General features: G+C 39.5%; 16 protein-coding genes. 14 read left to right on the top strand and 2 right to left on the bottom strand.

Annotated features, from left to right (window positions below):
- Window positions 1-10 precede the first annotated feature (10 nt).
- The 8 genes from DRZ93_RS06010 to DRZ93_RS05975 all read left to right on the top strand — a co-directional run bounded on the left by DRZ93_RS06010 (window position 11) and on the right by DRZ93_RS05975 (window position 7,861).
- Entirely contained in the window at window positions 11-1,591 is a 1,581-nt protein-coding gene (locus DRZ93_RS06010) for a glycosyltransferase family protein (RefSeq protein ID WP_113746103.1), read from the top strand.
- Between the two features lie 154 nt (window positions 1,592-1,745).
- Entirely contained in the window at window positions 1,746-3,392 is a 1,647-nt protein-coding gene (locus tag DRZ93_RS06005) for a CTP synthase (protein ID WP_113743067.1), read from the top strand.
- A gap of 9 nt (window positions 3,393-3,401) precedes the next feature.
- Window positions 3,402-3,707: a septum formation initiator family protein gene (locus tag DRZ93_RS06000; RefSeq protein WP_113743066.1), complete on the top strand. Its 306-nt coding sequence runs from the start codon at window positions 3,402-3,404 to the stop codon at window positions 3,705-3,707.
- A gap of 18 nt (window positions 3,708-3,725) precedes the next feature.
- Window positions 3,726-4,421 (top strand): 2-C-methyl-D-erythritol 4-phosphate cytidylyltransferase, encoded by a 696-nt coding sequence (gene ispD, locus DRZ93_RS05995; RefSeq protein WP_113746102.1) that lies wholly within the window; start codon window positions 3,726-3,728, stop codon window positions 4,419-4,421.
- A complete protein-coding gene (gene ispF / locus DRZ93_RS05990; RefSeq protein WP_113746101.1) occupies window positions 4,412-4,885 on the top strand; it encodes a 2-C-methyl-D-erythritol 2,4-cyclodiphosphate synthase in 474 nt (157 codons plus the stop codon). The genes ispD and ispF overlap by 10 nt, the downstream gene beginning before the upstream one ends.
- 12 nt (window positions 4,886-4,897) lie before the next feature.
- Entirely contained in the window at window positions 4,898-5,524 is a 627-nt protein-coding gene (locus DRZ93_RS05985) for a YqaA family protein (RefSeq protein WP_113743063.1), read from the top strand.
- Window positions 5,505-6,851: a peptidoglycan DD-metalloendopeptidase family protein gene (locus tag DRZ93_RS05980; protein ID WP_113746100.1), complete on the top strand. Its 1,347-nt coding sequence runs from the start codon at window positions 5,505-5,507 to the stop codon at window positions 6,849-6,851. Before DRZ93_RS05985 ends, DRZ93_RS05980 begins: the two co-directional genes overlap by 20 nt.
- A 29-nt stretch (window positions 6,852-6,880) precedes the next feature.
- On the top strand, window positions 6,881-7,861 hold the full coding sequence (locus DRZ93_RS05975; RefSeq protein ID WP_113743061.1) for a sigma-70 family RNA polymerase sigma factor: 981 nt from the start codon (window positions 6,881-6,883) through the stop codon (window positions 7,859-7,861).
- Window positions 7,862-7,897: 36 nt separating this feature from the next.
- Here the strand turns inward: DRZ93_RS05975 and DRZ93_RS05970 are convergent, their stop codons facing one another.
- Both DRZ93_RS05970 and mutS read right to left on the bottom strand, forming a co-directional pair.
- Entirely contained in the window at window positions 7,898-9,703 is a 1,806-nt protein-coding gene (locus DRZ93_RS05970; RefSeq protein ID WP_113746099.1) for a bifunctional glycosyltransferase family 4 protein/polysaccharide deacetylase, read from the bottom strand.
- Between the two features lie 12 nt (window positions 9,704-9,715).
- Window positions 9,716-12,301, bottom strand: coding sequence for a DNA mismatch repair protein MutS (gene mutS / locus DRZ93_RS05965; protein ID WP_113746098.1), 2,586 nt, complete (start codon window positions 12,299-12,301; stop codon window positions 9,716-9,718).
- A gap of 123 nt (window positions 12,302-12,424) precedes the next feature.
- Here mutS and DRZ93_RS05960 point away from each other — a divergent pair, with 123 nt between their 5' ends.
- The 6 genes from DRZ93_RS05960 (at window position 12,425) to DRZ93_RS05935 (ending at window position 19,210) form a co-directional block, all read left to right on the top strand.
- Window positions 12,425-12,946, top strand: a complete 522-nt coding sequence (locus DRZ93_RS05960; protein WP_113746097.1) for a CinA family protein — start codon at window positions 12,425-12,427, stop codon at window positions 12,944-12,946.
- 139 nt (window positions 12,947-13,085) lie between these two features.
- Window positions 13,086-14,156, top strand: coding sequence for a recombinase RecA (gene recA / locus DRZ93_RS05955; protein WP_245933785.1), 1,071 nt, complete (start codon window positions 13,086-13,088; stop codon window positions 14,154-14,156).
- Window positions 14,146-14,619: a regulatory protein RecX gene (locus DRZ93_RS05950; protein ID WP_113746096.1), complete on the top strand. Its 474-nt coding sequence runs from the start codon at window positions 14,146-14,148 to the stop codon at window positions 14,617-14,619. The genes recA and DRZ93_RS05950 overlap by 11 nt, the downstream gene beginning before the upstream one ends.
- Window positions 14,620-14,671: 52 nt before the next feature.
- On the top strand, window positions 14,672-17,299 hold the full coding sequence (gene alaS, locus DRZ93_RS05945; RefSeq protein WP_113746095.1) for an alanine--tRNA ligase: 2,628 nt from the start codon (window positions 14,672-14,674) through the stop codon (window positions 17,297-17,299).
- A gap of 1 nt (window position 17,300) precedes the next feature.
- Complete coding sequence (locus DRZ93_RS05940; RefSeq protein WP_172458085.1) at window positions 17,301-17,507, top strand: carbon storage regulator; 207 nt, start codon at window positions 17,301-17,303, stop codon at window positions 17,505-17,507.
- 266 nt (window positions 17,508-17,773) lie between these two features.
- Entirely contained in the window at window positions 17,774-19,210 is a 1,437-nt protein-coding gene (locus DRZ93_RS05935) for an IS4 family transposase (protein ID WP_113746093.1), read from the top strand.
- Window positions 19,211-19,244: the final 34 nt, after the last annotated feature.

Below are 19,244 nucleotides of genomic sequence, written 5' to 3'. Positions count from 1 at the left end.
AGGAATGTAAATGAATATTTACTCTGATCTATATTATAAAATTGATTTATATAGGAAGAATTTTGAGAATTTACTATGCTATTTAGATAAAGAGCATGATTTGAGTGTCAAGTACGATATAGCACGCTTTGCATCTGAGTATTTTACAGAATTTTGTACAGGATATTTTACATCAACAAAATTAGAACAATTCTTTTTAGAATACGCACAAACTATAAAAATAGATATTGATAACATAGGATATCAGCGAAAGTCTGTAATCCATATCATGAGTAAAGCTTCTCATACTGGAGGTCATACAAGAGTTGTAGAGCGTTGGATAGAAAACGCAGAAGAAGGTGAGAGGCATAGTGTACTTTTTACATCTCAAAACTCTAGGGAGTTTAAGGTCTTAGCTGAAAATATTGCTAAAACTGGCGGAGAGTACATTTTATTTGGAGATATCCCTTTAATTGATAAAGTACAAGAAATAAGAAAGATATGTATGCAATATGAATATGTAATTTTACATACGCATATGGATGATCCTATTCCTATTCTGGCTTTTGGTGTAAAAGAGTTTTCTCGACCAGTATTATTTTATAATCATGCAAGTCACAGACCTTGGATTGGCAAGTGCATTGCGGATCTAGTGATTGATTTAAAGAAAGATGATCCAGTAACAAATATATATCGTTCTATACATAAAGTTTTTAATTTGGGTGTTCCGTCAAAGCCGATTAGTTTAAACCACAGTTCTAAAGACGGTGTTAGAAAAACACTTGGTATTCCTTTAGATAAAAAAATTATTGTTACAAGTGGTGGAGAATTAAGATATAAAACTATTTGTTCAGAAAGCTTTATTAAATATTTAGAAGCTATCTTAGATGAAGATACATTATGTTATGTAATTGGAATTAGCAATAAAAGCCACGAGTGGCAAGATTTGGCTTCAAGGTCCGATGGCAAAGTTAAACTTTTAGGATTTATTGATTTTGATAAGGGATATACAAAATACTTGCAGGCTGCTGATCTTTATTTAGACTCTTATCCTCTTTGTGGTGGAACAGCATGTATAGATGCTATTTCATTTGGTGCTCCAGTTTTAACTTTAAACTGTCCTTATCCTCAGTTTGACTATTTAGCAAAAACATCTGGCTTTTGTTTAACGTCATCAGATTTTATATATAAAGCCAAAAAAGCTTTAAATGATCAAAGTTATGCTGAAAAGCTTCTATCAGAACAGACAGTATCTCTAATACAGAATCAGTCCCCAGAAGCCTGGAGAAAAAAAATACAGGATCTTTATAGAATAGCCCCTAAACAGCATATGGTGCAGGATCTTTCCAATGAGATAGATTATGCTCAAAGTAATGATCTCTGCGTTTTATGCAATGCTGTATATGTAAGCAGGTTTCTCCAAGAAAGTAGGCCATATCAAATAACAAAAGAAAGTCTGTCTAGATTCAAAGACTTGGGAGTGAATTATAAATCTCAGGGAATACCTTATATTTTAGAGGTTAAATCTTTTAAAAAACATGGCTTCAAAGCTAGAGTGATTAAATTGTTTGGTATAGAAATTTACACTAAAATAAAGGTTTATATTGATTAAGTGCATGATTTATAAAGAATATTGTTTAATTGTTACATTAACAAATTGTAGGAGTTTAATATATTCATTGCAAAACATCTGAAGCTCAATGCTTTAAATTTCGTCAAACATGTTATAATCTTTCTTTAAAATGTAACATATTTGGGAGCTTTTCATGTCTGCATCTCCTGCAAAACTCATATTCGTAACAGGTGGCGTGGTATCATCCTTAGGTAAAGGTATAGCCGCCGCATCTTTAGCTGCCGTTTTAGAAGCTCGTGGCTTGAATGTCACAATGATGAAACTCGATCCTTACATCAATGTTGATCCAGGTACTATGAGTCCAATTCAACATGGTGAGGTCTTTGTAACAGAAGATGGTGCAGAAACTGACTTAGATCTTGGTCACTACGAAAGATTTATCCGTACCAAGATGTCACATCGCAATAATTTTACCACAGGCAGAATTTATTCTGACGTTATTAGAAAAGAGCGCCGTGGCGACTATTTAGGAGCCACTATTCAGGTAATTCCTCATATTACCAATGCTATTAAAGAAAGAGTTTTAGCCGGCGCTGAAGGTCATCAGGTTGCTATCGTTGAGATCGGTGGCACTGTAGGTGATATAGAGTCTCTTCCATTTTTAGAGGCAATACGTCAGCTTGCTGTAGATATTGGCAGAGAAAATGCCATCTTTATGCATCTGACTTTAGTGCCATATCTTGAGACTTCAGGTGAGGTCAAGACCAAGCCAACACAGCACTCTGTAAAAGAGTTATTGTCTATAGGTATTCAGCCAGATGTATTAATATGTCGTTCTGACAGAGCAATTCCTCCTCATGAGAGACACAAAATTGCTATGTTCTGTAATGTTAAAGAGCGTGCTGTAATTTCTCTTAAAGATGTAGACTCAATTTACAAGATTCCGGCTTTATTAAAGAGTCAGTATCTTGATCAGTTTATTGTCGATAGATTCTCATTAGAGTGTAAAGAGGCCGACCTGTCAGAGTGGGAGCAGGTTTTATATCAGCAGGCTAATACTCATGGTGAAGTCACCATTGGTATGGTTGGCAAATACACTGAGCTGCCAGATGCCTACAAATCAATCAATGAGGCATTAAAGCATGGCGGTCTTAAGAATCAGCTGACTGTTAATATCAAGTATATTGATTCTGAAGATGTAGAAGTACGTGGCACAGAATTATTTGAAGGCCTGGATGCTATTTTAGTCCCAGGTGGCTTTGGTGTACGTGGCGTTGAAGGTAAGATTATTGCCGCTCAGTATGCAAGAGAGAACAATATTCCTTATTTAGGCATATGTCTTGGTATGCAGGTTGCAATTATTGAATATGCCCGTCATGTTGCAGGTTTAGAGGGTGCAAACTCAAGTGAGTTTGACGCTAAGACCAAGTATCCAGTCATAGCTCTTATCACAGAGTGGATGGATGAGGATGGCAATGTTGAGGTCAGAACTGATAAGTCAGATATGGGCGGTACAATGCGCCTTGGTGGTCAGCTGTGCCATCTGAAGAAGGACTCTCTTGTTCGTTCTCTGTATGGTAAGGACGACATTGTAGAGCGTCACCGTCACCGCTATGAGGTCAACAACAATCTTCTCTCCAAAATCACTGATGCTGGATTGAATGTAGCTGGCTTATCTACTGATAACAAGCTCGTTGAGATTGTTGAGATTCCTGAGCACAGATGGTTTATCGGTGTTCAGTTCCACCCAGAGTTTACCTCAAACCCACGTGAGGGACATCCTTTATTCTCTGGCTTTATTCGTGCTGCCAAAGAGTATCAGGATGAGCATTTAAAATAGTAAACAGATATGGGTCGCTTCTTTCGCATTGATCTGATGCAGGTTTTAACCTTAGTGCTGACAGTCTTAATAGGACTGTTGGCCTATGATATTTTCTTTGGCCGCAATGGCTATCAGCAGCATGAATTTGTGGAGAAGCAGCTTGACAAGGCCCTGTATAGATCTGAACTTTTAAAGCAGCGTAATCTTGCTATTGAAGAAGAGATTTTAGATCTTAAACAGGGTAATATAGCTATTGAAGAGCTTGCCCGTTCTGAACTTGGTCTCATTTATCCTGATGAGACCTTCTATCGTGTCATACGATCCAATAAATAACATGCCTTGAGGGTTTCAATGCGCAACATTCTGCTTGATGTGGTAATACCTGCTGCAGGAGTAGGTAGCCGCATGGGAAGTTCCATACCTAAACAGTATTTAAAAATTCAGAATATTGAAATTATTGCGCATACTATATCTGTATTTTTAAATCTGCCATACATAAACAATATTATAGTTGTACTGTCCAAAGAAGACAGCTATTTTAAAAGCCTGCCTATAGCCTCTCATAAAAAAATAAAACTGGCTCAGGGCGGTAAGGAAAGAGCTGACAGTGTGCTTGCAGGGCTTTATCAAAGCAGTACTGAGTATGTCATGGTGCATGATGCGGCCAGACCACTACTTACTGAACATGATGTAAATAAACTTGTAGATGCGGCTATTGCTGATGACTGCTCAGGCGGTATTTTGTGCTCGGCTGTAAGTGATACCTTAAAGCTTGAAAGTGATGGCTTGATTGCCAAAACAGTGGATAGATCACATATGTTCAGAGCCTTTACTCCGCAGCTGTTTAAAACCAAAGATCTGATAAAAGCGCTGCAGGATGGCTTTTTAAACAATGCATTGATAACAGATGAAGCATCTGCTATGGAGCGCGCCGGATTTAAGGTAAAACTTGTAAGTGGTCGCAGTGATAATATCAAAATAACCACGCAGGATGATTTGTTTATTGCCAATGCTCTTTTTGAATATAGAGGAAGAAAATGCGAATAGGTCACGGATTTGATGTTCATAAATTTGGCGGTGAAGGCCCTTGTATTTTAGGCGGCGTTGCAGTTCCATATGAGTTTGGCCTTATTGCTCACTCAGATGGTGATGTAGTATTGCATGCCATATGTGATGCACTGCTTGGCGCTCTGGCTCTTGGAGATATTGGCCAGCTTTATCCTGACAATGATAAAAACTTTGAGAATATAGACAGCAGAGTTCTGTTAAGAGATGTCTATTCAAGAATTTTTGCCAAAGGCTATGTTGTTTCTAATCTTGATGTGACAATATTAGCGCAGGTTCCAAAAATGGCTCCATATGAAATGGCTATGCGTCAGAATGTAGCCGAAGATTTAAATATCAGCCTTGATGCTGTAAGTATAAAAGCAACCACTACAGAAAAGCTTGGCTTTACCGGTCGCAAAGAAGGTATTGCAGTTGAGGCTGTAGTGCTGTTGCAGAAAAAATAAATAAGGATTTTCATGAATATTTTCTCATATTTATATGAGGTCTGCATTAAGCTTGCCAAACACCCAAAAGCCGTATGGTTTTTATCTATAAATACATTTATTGAGTCAATTTTCTGGCCTATTCCGCCAGATGTAATGCTTGCACCTATGTGCCTTGCAAAGCCAAATAGAGCTTTTTCATTGGCCACTGTGACAGTTGTCTCCTCGGTGCTTGGTGCGGTGTGCGGTTATTATCTTGGTTATTTTATATACGATCCTTATATTGCAGATATAATACAATGGTTGAACTATCAGGATTCAATGGATACAGTGCGCAACTGGTTTACCAAAGAATATGGTATTTTAATGATTTTTGTAGGCGCTTTTACTCCTATTCCATATAAGGTGATAGCTGTCACATCTGGAGTAGTTGCGGCAGAAAGTGTAGCAAGTACTTCAAGTGCAGGTATGCTCACAATACTTAATTTTGTGTTAGTATCTTTTGTAGGTCGTGGCGCAAGATTCTTCCTGGTTGCTGGAATTATAAAATTTGGTGGCGAACGCATGGAGCATGCTCTGCGTCGCTATATAGATATAATCGGCTGGATCTGTGTTGTATTGATTACGGTTTATATAATTTATGAAATGTTTGCAAAATAAACAAAAACTTCTGTGTATTTCCTTAGTATGTGCCCTAACTTTAATTGGATGTCAGCAAAGCAGTAACAGAGATTATAGTGGCTCATCACGTGTAGTTGATGCAAAACAAAGCTATCATGTAAATCAGGCTCCTGTGGTAAATCAGGTGTATAACAGCAGCTCATCCAGCGTAGCTATGGATCAGGATGTCTCCATGTCTGGCCCTGTATATACAAGCAGCCCAGCTGCCACACAAAATACAATATATTCAACAGGTACTGCAAGTCGCACTCCTGTTGCCTATGTACCAGATCAAAGTGTAAGCACAGTACAGAAGGTACCTAACAGATCGGTAACCTATGGCTCAGATACACAGGTAGGTATTGTCAAGCCATATATACCTGATGAGTCAGATGCCAAGGCCATTGCTGAGTTAAACAAAAAGGCAGAGGAGAAAAGAAGGGCAGAGGGCGGCAGTGTAGTTGTAGGCAACCCTGTTATAGTCCCGCTGTCAAATGCGCCTGACACATATACTGTGGTCAGAGGCGATACCTTATACTCAATTGCCTTTAGATACGGTCTTGATTTTAGAGATCTGGCCAAGAGAAATAATATAAGCGCTCCTTATAATATCAATGTAGGACAGACTATAAGATTAAATATAAAATCATCACAGGCTCCTGTCTATATAGTTAAAAGAGGAGATACCCTGTATTCTGTAGCTAAAGCCTATGGTCAGTCACCTTCATTTTTGGCAGGTGTCAATGATTTAAAGGAGCCATATGCTCTAAATGTGGGTCAGAAGCTATATCTTGCCAGAGTTGACAGTGCTCCTAATACACAAAAGAATAATATTGAAAAAGAAGTACCTGTTGCTGGCAGAAAACCTGTTGCAAGCACTGACAAGAAAGTGGATAAAACACCGGTACCTGCTGTTGTGACAACTCCGGTTATAGCAGGTAAGACAAGACAGGTTGGTGGTGTAAGCTGGATGTGGCCAACTCAGGGTAAGGTTATAAAACAGTTCTCACTTGCAGAGCAGGGCAATAAAGGTATTGATATTGCAGGTACACGCGGTCAGCAGATCCTCTCTGCAGCTGACGGACAGGTAGTATATGCCGGCAGTGCTCTGCGTGGCTATGGAAATCTGATTATTATCAATCATGACAATGAATTCCTGTCAGCCTATGCTCATAATGATGCTCTTTTAGTAAAAGAGGGTCAGAAGGTAAAACGCGGTCAGCAGATTGCCCGCATGGGATCTACTGATACAGAGAGTGTACGTCTGCACTTTGAGGTACGCTACAGAGGACAGTCAGTCAATCCTCTTAGCTATCTGCCAAAATAAAAAAACAAACTATGCATTAGGAGTAAAAGATGCATAATGACGATGAAATTAATTATGAAGATACAAATTTAAATAACAGTAATATTTCATCGGGTAATGATAAAGATGATGGACACAGTGATGAGAGCAAACAGAATCAGGCTCCATCACGTTCATCAGACAGCATTTTGCAGTCTTATTTTGCCTCAATACGTCAGATCCCGCTTTTGACAGCTAAAGAAGAGTTTGAATATGGAAGTAGAGCCCAGCAGGGAGATAAAGAGGCAATAGATAAAATGATTACAGCCAATTTAAGGCTTGTGGTCAAAAATGCAATGGAATATAAAGCCCGTGGCGTGCAGATGCTAGATCTTATAGAAGAGGGCAATCTGGGGCTTATTCATGCCGTCAAGAAGTTTGATCCGTCACGTGGTTTTAAATTCTCTACATATGCAACATGGTGGATAAGACAGGCCATTGAGCAGTCTATTATGCGCCAGTCCCGTATTGTAAGACTTCCCAATTACATCATAAAAGATATTAATGCTGTGCTGCGAGCCAAAAAGGCTCTGGAGCTTAAGCATCATGACAGCAATATTTCATCAAAAAAGATAGCTGAGTTTATGGGAAAGGATGAAGATTATGTCAACAGCATGCTTTATCTTACTGAAAACACAATATCATTAGATTACAACCTGCAAAATCAGTCTGGCAAGGATGATGGCAAAGAAGGTACTCTGCTTGATATCATAGCAGATGAAAATGCCATATCACCTAATGCCTATGTAGATAATCTTGAGCTTGAGAGTATTATCAAAGAGTGGTTTGATGCACTAAAGCCAAAACAGCAGGTTGTTGTGCTGCACCGCTATGGTCTTGGTGGACATGATATTAAAACTCTTGAGGAGATAAGTAATGAGTTAAGTCTTACACGTGAGAGGGTAAGACAGATTCAAAATGAAACTTTAATCTCTTTAAAACGACTTCTTATCAAATACGGCTTTAATAATAACAACAACTATAGCGAGTGAACTAAAATCTGGCACAGATTTACTCTGTGCCTTAAATCATAGCTTTTTAGTCCTCATCTCTCTTTTCATTTTTCTAAAGTTATACCAGCCTGAGACCTTGCGCTTAAAGGTTGACAGTGAATTGCCCGGAAAAATACCTATACGCCTGATCTGCATCAGATCTGAATCAAAGCTTATATCTCCTGAGTCGGCGGCAACAGCAAAGGTAACACCTGATGATCTTACTATTTCTTTAACTTCTTCGTTTAAGTCACCATAAGGGTAGGCAAAGGTTATAAATGGTATCTGATAACGGCTCTCTAATATCTCCTTGCTCTTTAGGATCTCATCTGTAGCCTCTTGCAATGATATCTGATGTAAACGTGGATGATGTCTTGTGTGTATACCAAATTCAATGCCATAATCCATCATTTCCTGAATCTGATCTTCACTCATTAAAGACAGCTTTTTCTCAGGATTGTCTTTGTTATCAGCATCCCACTTATTGTAGGTGGCATCAGATAGTAAGAAGATAACAGCCTTAAAGCCAAACTCCTTTAATATAGGAAAGGCTGTGGTGTAATTATCCGTATAGCCATCATCAAAGGTTAAAATTACATATTTATTGCCTTTGTTAAAGCGCTCTTTGTACCTGTTATCAGCTAAATCCTTAAAGGTAACTGTCTTATAGTTATGATCTTTAAGATACTGCATCTGCGCTATAAATTTCTCTTTGCTTATATAGGTGCCATGTACACCTTTTTCACTTTCAGAGCATATAACACGATGATACATGATTACAGGCATTTCATATTTTTTATAGACAACATATGCATGAGAGTAAATCTTTTCAATGCTATCTACAATATTGCTAAGATTAAATTCTTTAATAACAATATCTTTTAGAGCTAAAAGCTCGGAATCTGATAAGCTTGCTGCCGCCTTTATATCAGTGATTAAATTTTCAAAATTAAAAAGACACTGCTTTTTGGTATTGATATCTCCAAAGTTTGAGCAAAGAGCCTTGGCAATACTGCTGGTATTAAGAGGTCCTTCATATATAGCCTCGCCAACTGCTATGACAGGTCTGCCACACAGGCAGGCTTCAATGGCAACACGCCCGGCTCCAATTACAACATCACTGCTTTTAATGTAGTCATTGACATTACTTACATAACCTACAAAATTGATATTGTCACAATCTGTGTACTGCTGCAGAAAATCAGGTATATCCTTGCCACCTATAACATCAAGCTGTATGTTCTTACGATCTTTTACTCTATGTAAAATCTCTTTTGCAACCTCACCCTTAGGGCCTGACAGACGACCTATAAGGGCAACCTTTATAATGCCATCATCTCTTTTATCTCGTGGACTGAACTCAAAGGTCTTGGCGTTGACAGGATTTCTTATAAGCCTGGTTTTATTAATATCAAAGCCAAGATCATTGCAAATCTGCTTTTGAATATTTTCACAGACACAGATACTAAGCTGACCAAAGGCCTTTATGATTTTGCGTGATAAATGTACAGGCTGACGGCCATGAGTTGTTGTTATTAAAGGAATTCTGGCTATGGCACAGGCTAAGGCACAGCTCCAGGAAGAGGCACGTGAGTTGGCATGCACAACCTGAATATCATGCTCTTTTATAATTTTAAGCAGTGCTTTTACATGCTCAATTCTGTTTTTAAGCTTTCTCTGGTTAAAGCAGATTTTTATATATTCTGCCTGCGTTTTGGTTGTAAGAGTGTCTGAGACAATAACAACCTTATTACCTCTTTTGATCAGTTCATCACAAATGGTAGTGGCATAAACTTCTGCACCTGTAACCTCAAGCTGAGATAAAGCCATTAAAATATTCATACAACACCTTTATTAGTTTATCCTGGCCTTCAAGGCAGAAAGAAGATTTAAAGCCTCAAGAGGCGTCATGCAGTTTAGATCAGCACTTTTGATTGTATCAATAATATCTGTATTAAGATCATCTCTCTCATGTGCATCGGCACCAGGCTCAGTATGCTCTTTAGAATCATCAGATAGAGTATTTTGTATCTGCGAAATTGAGCCCTTATCTAAAATATCTTTGATATCTTTTTTGGCCTGATCAATAACAGCATTAGGCAGCCCCGCAAGCTTGCCTACTTCTATACCATAAGAGTATGACTGTGAACCCTCATAGGCATGATAGAGAAAAACAATTTTGTTTTTAATCTCCTGAGCCTTAAAGCAGATATTCTGTGCAATAGCATAACTGCTGTCTAAATTTAAAAGCTCGCCATAGTGGGTTGAAAACAGGGTCATGGCTTTAATGCTTGAGCACAAATATCTTGCAATAGATAAAGCAAGGGCTGCACCTTCTGTGGTACTTGTGCCGCGTCCAACCTCATCCATAAGCACAAGACTGTTATCTGTAGCATTGTTTAAAATGCTGGCAGCCTCCTCCATTTCCACCATAAAGGTGGAGCGGCCAGATGAGAGATCATCTGAGGCGCCTATTCTTGTAAAGATTCTGTCAATATGTCCAATCCTGGCACTTGCTGCCGGCACGAAACAGCCAATGCGCGCCATAATGGTAATAAGAGCTACCTGACGCATGAAGGTTGATTTGCCACCCATATTAGGGCCTGAGATAATAAATACTTTTTTTGAATTAAAATCAATGGAATTGGCCACAAATGGTTTGCTGTTTAATTTTTCAACAACAGGATGACGCCCTTCGTTTATTGTAATTACAGACTGTGATGTAATCTCAGGTCTTGTGTAATTGTTAAGCTCTGAAACCCTGGCAAAGGATAAAAGAATATCAAAGGCTGATATGGCCTTGGCAATCATATCAAGGGAAGGAATCTCACTTTGCAGTGTGGCTATAATGCCATCAAATATCTCTTTTTCAATATCAAGTGACTGAGCCTTGGCATTTAAGGTACGCTCTTCAAGATCCTTAAGCTCTGGTGTTATAAAACGCTCTGAGTTTTTAAGAGTCTGACGTCTTATATAGTGATCTGGTACCTTATCGCCGTTTAATTTGGTAACTTCAATATAATAACCGTGTACCTGATTGAAATTGACCTTGAGGGTATTAATACCTGTGGCCTCTCTTTCTCTTTGTTCAATTTCAGATAGTAAAGTCTCAGAGCCTGACATTAAAGAGCGCAGCTCATCTAAAAGGGCATTGTAACCATCTGCAATTACACCGCCATCTCGCAGCAGAGTAGATGGAGTGTCTTTAATGGCACTTTGCAGCAGCTGACGTATCTCTTTAAGATCAACAAGAGCGCTGTCAAGGTCTGACATGGAGCTGTTGCCATATTTTGCTATAAGATTTTTGATTTGAGGAATAAGATTTAAAGCATCACGCAAAGTAGACAGATCTTTTGGCCTTGCTGTATTTAAAGCCACACGGGCCACAATACGCTCAATATCGCCTATTGATCTTAATATCTCCTCAAGTTTTTCCTTTGGAAAGCTATCTAAAAGATTTTCAATAATATCAAGTCTTTTATTGACTTTGCTGTTATCTAGCAGCGGCTGAATCAGCCATTTTTTTAAAAGACGCGAGCCCATAGGGGTTAAGGTCTTATCAAGAATATTTAATAAAGAGCCCTGCTCCTCACCGCGCAGGTTGGATAAAAGCTCAAGATTTCTCTGCGCGCATTTATCAAGTACTACATAATTGCTCTGCTCATCGCGAACAATATTTCTTATATGCTGCAGTGACACATTCTGCGTGTCTTTGACATAGGAGAGCAGGGCGCCTGAGGCGCTGATGCACTCATCTAGATTTTCAATATCAAAACCAAAAAGAGAGCTGGTATTAAACTGCGAGCAAAGAGTCTTATAACAGCTTTTAAGATCAAAGCTCCATACCGGCAGTTTCTTGATACAGGCAATATCACTAAAGATTTGTGTTTCTTTAAAGTTTTCAGGATATAAAAGCTCCACAGGACTTGCCTTGTCAAGATACAGGGCAATTCCTTTTATATCTGAGGCCAGAGCTGTGGTAAAAGATCCTGAGCTTAATGATAAAGTTGACAGGGCATAGTAGTTTTTGCCCTTGAAAATACAGGCAATTGAGTTATCAAGACTGTCAGGGGCAATACCCTCATCAGTTACAGTTCCTGGGGTGACAATTTTAGAGACATTGCGCACCATAATGGTTTTAGAGCCGTCAGGTGCTGCACTTTGCTCACAGATAACAGCAGATACACCCTGTTTTATAAGGCGTGAGAGGTAGCCGTCTACAGCATGATAGGGAATACCTGCCATAGGTATAGGCTCGCCTTTGATATTGCCTCTTTTGGTCAGTGTCAGATCAAGAAGCGATGAGACTTTTTTTGCATCCTCAAAGAACAGCTCATAAAAGTCACCCATACGGAAAAACAGCAATGTATCTGGATATTGACTTTTAATATCAAGATACTGCTTCATAAGAGGAGTTATCTGTTCTTTGCTATCTGACATTTTATTTAAATTATCCGGTTTTTATATGCTTTAAAAATACTATTGAAATGTGTACAATTTTAGCATTAAAAAAAGCAAGACCTTAATAAATTGTTTTAAAGAGACATGTAATCAACTGATTTTATGAATGACAGTATTACGGCTAAAGCGCTACATCTGAAAACCTTACACAACAGTAATAATTTTATTCTGACAACAGCTGAATCGTGCACCGGTGGTCTCATTTCAGGCGCTATAACTGATATTTCAGGCAGCTCTGCCTACTTTGACAGAGCCTTTATTACCTATACCAATACAGCCAAAGAACAGATGCTATCTGTAAGTGACAGCACACTGCAGCAGTATGGTGCCGTCAGTTTGCAGACTGTAAAAGAGATGGCTATAGGGGCTTTAAATAAGTCAGATGCTACAATCAGTGTTGCAGTCTCTGGTATTGCAGGGCCAACTGGTGGCAGTGATTTAAAACCTGTAGGTACAGTATGCATAGCCTTTGCAACAGATAAAAGACAGGTTTATATGCGCACCTGTCATTTTACAGGTGACAGATCCTCTGTCAGAGAAGCTACAGTAGCAAAGGCTCTTGATGGCTTTATTGCAATTATTGAAGGTAAAGAGCTCAAGTCTTATCAGGCTGAGAGTTTCTAATACAGAATTTAAGTAAAAAACGGAGAAAAAATACATGGCAGCTGAAAAGGCAAAGAAAAAAGAAAGTGCAGGTGGCCCTGCCAAGCTTGCAGCTAATCTTACCAAGGATCCACAAAAGCAGAAGGCTCTTGAAGCAGCTATGGAGCAGATTGAAAGACAGTTTGGCAAGGGCGCTATCATGCGTCTTGGTCAGAGTGAGCTTGAGGACATAGAGGCTATTCCTACAGGATCACTGACATTGGATATTGCTCTTGGCATTGGCGGTCTGCCAATGGGCCGTATTATTGAAATCTTCGGACCTGAATCATCTGGTAAGACTACATTGACATTGGAGCTTATTGCTCAGGCTCAGAAAAAAGGCAAGGTTTGTGCCTTTATCGATGCTGAGCATGCTCTGGATCCTGTCTATGCCAAGCGTCTTGGTGTGCAGATTGAAGATGTCTTTATTTCACAGCCAGATACAGGCGAGCAGGCACTTGATATCTGTGAAACCTTAGTGCGCTCAAATGCTGTTGATGTAATTATTATCGACTCTGTTGCAGCCCTGGTGCCAAAGGCTGAAATTGAAGGCGACATGGGTGATAACCATGTGGGTCTGCAGGCTCGTCTGATGTCACAGGCTCTGCGTAAGCTTACAGGTACAATCAAGCAGGCCAACTGCATGGTGGTATTTATCAATCAGCTGCGTATGAAAATCGGCGTTATGTTTGGCAGCCCTGAAACCACAACTGGCGGTAATGCGCTTAAATACTATGCATCAGTGCGTCTTGATATCAGAAAGTCTACTGTTATTAAAGAAAAAGATCAGCCAATTGGCAATGAAACCAAGGTTAAGGTTGTAAAAAACAAGGTGGCTCCTCCTTTCAAGCAGGCCAACTTCCAGATCCTCTTTAATTATGGTATTGCCAAAAATGGTGAGCTTTTAGATCTTGGTGTGCAGGCCAAGATTGTGGATAAGACCGGTGCCTGGTTTGGCTATAACGGTGCCAAGATAGGACAGGGCAAGGTCAATGCCATGCGTTATCTTGATGAGCATCCTGAGGTTGCAGATGAAATTGAGGAGAAGATCAGAGAGTATTATAAAAACAGCTCTGATTATGCAGATACAGTTGAAATTGGTACTGCAGCTCCTGCCGATGATCTTGATGCGGCATCATTACCTGATCTTGATGATGAAGATCTGATTACTGAAATTCCAGATGATCTATAAAGGCTCAAAAGAAAAGATAAATGATGACAGTGCAGCATTTAATGCTGCACTGCATCTTTTAACACGTCGCGAATACTCTAAAAGCGAACTTTTAAAAAAGCTTACACAGCGCTACAGTCTGGTATCTGCCAAAAATGCACTGTCACGCTGTATAGACTCTGGCTATCAGTCTGATACAAGATATGCAGACATGCTCTCAAGACATTATTATGCCTGTCACTATGGCCCATTAAAGCTTGTCTATGCTGCAAGACTCAAGGGAATTGGCAAAGAGCTTTTGCAGGATTTTATTGACAGTCACAACTGGCAGAGCATGGCCTTTGAGGCTCTTGTAAAAAAGTATGGTGAGAGTGAGCTTGACTATCAGATGCGCCTTAAAGCTTTAAGTTTTCTGCAGCGACGCGGTTTTTTAAAGGATCAGTGCATTGGTGCTTTAAATGAGTATATGAATTTACCTAAGTAACAATGTATAATTAAAAGTTATATATAAGCTTTAAATAGGAACTTTAATCAATATGTATATGACAACAGATGAGATACGTAATACGTATCTTCAATTCTTTAAATCACACAATCATGAAATTGTGCGTTCAAGTTCATTAGTTCCATACAATGACCCAACCCTGCTCTTTACCAATGCAGGTATGAATCAGTTTAAAGACATTTATCTTGGCAAGGAAAAGCGTGCCTATATGAATGCCACCACTGCTCAAAAATGCGTAAGAGCAGGCGGCAAGCAGAATGATCTTGATAACGTAGGTTATACAGCAAGACATCATACCTTCTTTGAGATGTTAGGTAACTTCAGCTTTGGCGAGTACTTTAAAAAAGAGGCTATCTATTATGCCTGGACTCTTTTAACTGAAGGCTTCAAACTGCCAAAGGAGTCACTGACTGTTACTGTTTATCTTGAGGATACTGAGGCCTATGACATCTGGAAAAATGAAATAGGCGTACCTGATGAGCGTATTATCCGCATAGGTGATAACAAAGGCGGCAAGTACAATTCAGATAACTTCTGGCAGATGGGCGATACAGGTCCTTGCGGTCCTTGCTCTGAGATTTTCTATGATCACGGTCCTGGCGTATGGGGTGGCCCTCCAGGCTCACCTGAGGAAGATGGTGACAGATATATTGAGATCTGGAATATCGTGTTTATGCAGTATAACCGTCTTGCCGACGGCACCTTTGAGAAGCTTGCAAAACCGATGATTGACAATGGTTTAGGTCTTGAGCGTATTGCTGCTGTGCTGCAGGGTGTACACTCAAACTATGACATCGATCTGTTCCGTGCTCTTATTGAAGAGAGTGCCAAAATTGTCGGTGCCACCGATCTGTCAAACAAGTCACTGCGCGTTATATCAGATCACATAAGATCATGCTCATTCTTGATTGCAGACGGTGTTCTGCCTTCAAATGAAGGTCGTGGCTATGTACTGCGCCGTATCATAAGACGTGCCGTACGTCATGGCAGAATGTTAGGCGCCAAGGATGTATTTTTCTATAAGCTTATAGATAAGCTTTCCGAGCTTATGGGTAATGCCTACCCTGAGCTCATAGAGCAGAGAGCTTTAATTGAAAGAACATTAAAGAAAGAGGAAGAGCAGTTCTTAAATACTCTTGACAGAGGTCTTGCTCTTTTAGACAGCGAGCTTGAGAAATTAGGTGCCGAGCGCACAATTCCTGGTGAAGTTGTCTTTAAGCTCTATGATACCTATGGCTTCCCTGCAGACTTAACACAGGATGTGGTAAGAGACAGAGGCTATATTGTTGATATGGAAGGCTTTGAGACTCAGATGCAGGTTCAAAGAGAGCGTGCTAAGGCCTCATCCTCCTTTGGTGTTGATTACAATAAAGAGCTCAAGCTTACTGAAATTACCAAGTTCCAGGGTTATGATACATTACAGGACAGTGGCAAAATTGTAGCCATGTTTAAGGATAATGAGGCAGTAGACTCAGTCCTTACTGATGAAGAGGCTGTAATTGTTCTTGATAAGACTCCATTTTATGGTGAGATGGGCGGTCAGATTGGCGATACAGGTGTGCTAAATCTTGGTGCCAACAATCGCTTTATTGTCAAGAATACTAAGCATGTAGGTCAGGCTACTATTCATATTGGCCGTGTTGAGTTAGGTCAGTTCAGCCTTGGTGATACTGTAGAGGCCTGTGTTGATGAGACAAGACGTAAAAACATTGCAGCACACCACAGTGCTACTCACCTGCTGCACGCAGCTTTACGTGAGGTTTTAGGTGATCACGTCTATCAGAAGGGTTCATCTGTAGGTCCAGATCGTCTGCGCTTTGACTACTCACATCCACAGCCTATGACCATGGATGAGAGATTAAAAATTGTAGCTCTTGTCAACGAGCAGATCTGCAACAACGTTGAGATTGTCACTGAGGTTATGGATCTTGAAAAAGCCAAGCAGTGTGGCGCTATGGCCTTATTTGATGAAAAATACGAAGGCGATGTACGTGTGCTCTCTATGGGCTCATTCTCAAAAGAGCTGTGTGGCGGTACCCATGCCAGGAGAACAGGTGATCTTGGCTATTTCATTATAGTAAGTGATGAGTCTATAGCATCAGGCGTAAGACGTGTTGAGGCTATGGTAGGCGCAGCTGCTATTGCCTATCAGCAGGCAATTACTAAGGCTGTAAATCAGGCCTGCAATATCTTAAAGACCGATAACTTCTCAGTTGTAGAAAAGGTTAAAAACCTCATTGGCCATACTCAGTCTTTAGAGCATAAGAATATGCTGTTAAAGGAGAAGGTGGTACATTTTGAGGCTTCAACTCTTGCCAAAGGCGCTGAAGATATCAATGGTGTAAAGACAGTAGTATCTTTAGTTGATAGCTACTCTATGCGTGAACTGCGTCTTGCTGCAGATGAGCTTAAGAATACTCTAAAGAGCTGTGCTTTAGTACTTGGTTCTGTAGAGAATGACAAGGTTAATCTGATTGCAGGTGTTACTAAGGATCTTACCTCTAAGATAAAGGCAGGTGATTTAGTTAACGTTGCAGCTGCTCTTGTTGATGGCAAGGGTGGTGGCAGACCTGATATGGCTCAGGCCGGTGGTAATAACCCAGATGGTCTTAATGCTGCTCTCAAGGCTGCAAAAGACTGGCTGGTGGAGAGACTGTAATATGTTGGTAATATCCCAGAAAAAAGGGCAGAAGCTTCGCATTGGAGGGGATATTACTGTAACTATTATAGATGCCAAACAGGGTAAAGTTAAACTTGGTATAGAGGCTCCTGCCTCTATATCTGTAGAGCGTATAACTGAGCTATTATCTGATCATGGGGAAAAAGAATTTAAAAATAGCATACCTAGGATCTTAGTAAAGTCTTGATTTTTAAGCATTTATTAAAATCCAGAAGTTTTTGGCTTAAAATCATTCCGCAAACCCGCATTCTATCGTGCTAAAAATTAGTGCAAAAGACCTCGATGCGGGTTTTTTGTTTGATTTTTTTGGAAACATACAATTCTGATACAAAAAGAGGTTGTTAGAAGTATTAAAAACGATCTAACAGATTGTTTTATAAAGGATTTTTATGGGGTATAGCAAGTTTCCATGGTATAATATACCAAACCAAACCAAACAAAGGAAAACTTGCTATGTCTTTATTATCTCAAATTAATCTCTATATTCAAAGAGCTGAACTCTTAAATATTTTAACCGTCTTCAGAAAAGAGCTTATTAATAATTTTGCCAGAAAAAATGGCACACTCAAAAGGCAAAGAAAAGTTACAATAGCTGAACTTCTCTCAGCTCTTTTAACATATGCCTCTACTAACCAAAACTCTAACAATATAACTTTTACTTTAAATGGATTTCATAAGTGCTATTCTGACATATTTGGCATTGATATATCTTCAAAGGCTCTTCACAACCGTCTGCGTTCAGAGGGACTGCTTGAAGTTATGAAGAATACTATAGAAAACCTCTCTATGCTTGTTAAAGACGATACTAATGAAACTGGTCTGAAACTGCTTGAGGCTTACAGGCAGAGTGTCGGTGTTAATGATATTATCATGGTGGACGGCTCTGAAATCTCCCTTAGATACTCAGCCTATGACAACTTTAGCTGCAAGGCTAAAACACGTAATCCTGACAAGACCAACCCTGATAAAAAATCTGCCGCTATTAAACTGCATACGGGGTTTTCTATTGTAAACAATATGCCTACACATATTGATATTACGGAGGCTGTAGCCAATGAAAGAGAGCACCTGTCACCAGATATCTATGAGCAGGTGTTATATCTGTGCGACAGGGGATATGTATCTGAAGCTTTATATTTGCTACTTATATCCAAGGGGCATTATTTTATATTCAGAGGCAAGGAGAATTGCGCCTATAAGATTATTCATGCAATGGATGGCAACGGAGCCACGTTACATGAATTTGAAGGATGCAAACCATGTCAGCACTTAAATGGCAGCAAATATCCTCTGGTTGATATGGCTGTGCAGGTTAACGATGATACCGTTTTAAGGATGATTCGTATCTATAATCCTGTTGATGATAAATTTAATTATTTCATCACCAACATAGATGCAAGCCGTGTAGCAGCATCAGTTATAGCTGATACTTACAGGACGCGCTGGTCCTGCGAGATCATGTTTAAAGCACTTAAAAGTAGCAACAGCCTCTGCTCTATCAATTCGTCCATCAAAGAAATTATCCTGCTCTTTATTTATGCAAGTATTGGCTCATACCTCATCAAAAAGCTTATAGCAAAACAGCTTCAGAAAAAGAAAAGAGATGACCAACGTAAAAAACGGGAAATATCTCTGTTAAAGATGGCTTCCTCTATCAGAGATATAGGACCATTGTTAAAAGCCATGGTCAAAGGCGCTAAGTCTACAATATACAATGAGATCAGCAAGTTTGAAGGTCTTTTAGATTCTATGATGCGAACTAAACCATCACAAAGGGATATAGATCTTAAAAAGGACGTAAGCCTCCTGGTCGATAAAATTTACAATACACACCATATGACGAAAGACTTTTTAATACCGCACAAAATTGATGTTACAATCAAGGCTTAAGTTCATGGGTATGTAAAAATAGCAAAATAAATCT

The sequence above is a fragment of the Anaerobiospirillum thomasii genome (assembly GCF_900445255.1).
In the GTDB taxonomy this organism is placed as follows: Bacteria; Pseudomonadota; Gammaproteobacteria; order Enterobacterales; family Succinivibrionaceae; genus Anaerobiospirillum_A; species Anaerobiospirillum_A thomasii.
Note: the sequence above shows the minus strand (reverse complement) of the source record. Positions and strands in the feature narration are given on the sequence as shown.